The organism is Mycobacterium sp. (genome assembly GCF_049281135.1).
Lineage (GTDB): Bacteria > Actinomycetota > Actinomycetes > Mycobacteriales > Mycobacteriaceae > Mycobacterium.
This window is the reverse complement of sequence record NZ_JBAPRN010000692.1, coordinates 1-1,752: the sequence shown is the minus strand read 5'-3', so window position 1 is coordinate 1,752 and position 1,752 is coordinate 1. Positions and strand designations below refer to the sequence as shown.

Annotated in this window: 2 protein-coding genes and 1 pseudogene; all 3 read left to right on the top strand. The window is 64.3% G+C overall.

The features are described from left to right. Positions 1-258: pseudogene (locus WAN02_RS27800) on the top strand (HoxN/HupN/NixA family nickel/cobalt transporter); the annotation flags it as partial. Positions 259-522: 264 nt separating this feature from the next. Beyond that, positions 523-822: a PE family protein gene (locus WAN02_RS27795; RefSeq protein WP_422268460.1), complete on the top strand. Its 300-nt coding sequence runs from the start codon at positions 523-525 to the stop codon at positions 820-822. Between the two features lie 11 nt (positions 823-833). Then, on the top strand, positions 834-1,752 hold a 919-nt coding region (locus tag WAN02_RS27790), incomplete at its 3' end, for a PPE family protein (RefSeq protein ID WP_422268458.1).

Here is a 1,752-nt window from a genome sequence, read left to right as displayed (position 1 = left end):
GTCTACTACAACATCACCATCACCGGCCTGTCGGTGGTCGTCGCGCTGCTCATCGGCACCGTCGAATTACTCGGACTGCTGGCCGAGCAGTTCGGCTGGACCAGTGGATTCTGGAGCTGGCTGGGCGGCATCGATCTCAATGCCATTGGTTTTCTCATCGTCGGCCTGTTTGTGGTGACGTGGGCCGGCGCCTTGCTGATCTGGCGCTACGGGCGCATCGAGGAGAAGTGGACGGTGCAGGCCGAACGCGTCGGCTGAGACGCGTCGACGACAAGTCGGCTTGGGTTCATCCCAGGTCGCGATCACCACCGCGTCCGGCCGGGGTGTGCAACCCAAGATCGTTACAGCCCTGAGCTGAACCGGTGGCTTTCGCCGCCGACACACATCGATGACCGCAGATTTCCAGCCGGTCCCCGCTGCGGTGCTCGCTGTCTGCAATCAGCTTGCACCGAAACACTTTTCACGCAGGTCCACGCCTCGGGCTTGCGTTGTCGTCGCGCGCCCTGATTCAAGGAGAAACCCATGTCGTTCGTATCCATCGTACCGGAGCTTTTATCCACCGCAGCGGACAACCTTCAATCCGTCGGCTTGAGACTTCAAGCGCAGAACACCGCAGCGGTGGCACCGACCACCGGTCTGGTCCCGCCCGCCTCTGACGAGGTATCCGCTTTGACAGCAATGCAATTCACTGCACATGCGCACGCCTACCAGGCGGTGAGCGCCCAAGCTGCGGCGATTCACCAGATGTTCGTGACGATGTTGGCGGCCGGCGCCAACTCGTATGCCACTACCGAGGCCGCCAACGCGGTTGCGGCCGGATAAAGGGTTTTGTAATGGATTTCGCAACATTACCGCCAGAAGTCAACTCCGGGCTGATGTACGCCGGTCCAGGTTCCGGACCGATGATTGCGGCGGCTGCGTCGTGGAACAACCTCGCGAGCGAGGTGTCCTCGGCCGCGGGCGATTACGGGTCGGTGATCTCCGGCCTCACCAGCGGTCCGTGGCGAGGCCCGGCCTCGACGTCCATGGTTGCCGCCGCCGCACCATATGTGTCCTGGATGAATGCCACCGCCGCGCAAGCCGAACAGGCCGCCGACCAGGCCAAAGCGGCGGCCAGTGCATACGAAGCCGCGTTCAGCGCGACGGTTGCGCCGGCGGTCGTCGCTGCCAACCGCACGTTGTTGGCATCATTGGTCGCCACCAACATCCTCGGCCAGAACACTCCGGCGATCGCGACGACCGAAGCCCACTACGCCGAGATGTGGGCCCAAGACGCCGCGGCGATGTACGGCTACGCCGGATCCTCAGCCGCCGCATCGACATTGACACCGTTCCCCGAACCGCCGGCGACCACCACGGTCGGCCAGGCAGCCGGCACCGGAACATCGGCGCCGCTGTCGCAGTTGGTGACTTCGGTCCCCGCTGCACTGCAGGGACTCGCCTCGCCCGCAACGTCGACGTCGGCGGGGTCGGGTCTCAACGGCATCATGAACTGGCTCGGACTAGGTGGAACGAACCTCACCACCCCAGCCGGGATCCTGAATTTTCTTTCCGGAGCCGACGGATCCCCGTTGGGCGCGTTCTTGAATGACAACGGCCTCAATACGATGTTCTCCTCCGGTTTCTACATGCCCGGCAACTTTCTGGGCACCATGTCGGATTTCGTCGGGCTTGGGAATGCCGGTGCGGCTTCAGAGGCCGCCGGAGGTGCGGCCGCGGCTGGGGACGCGGCGGGCGGTGCCGCCGCTGGGG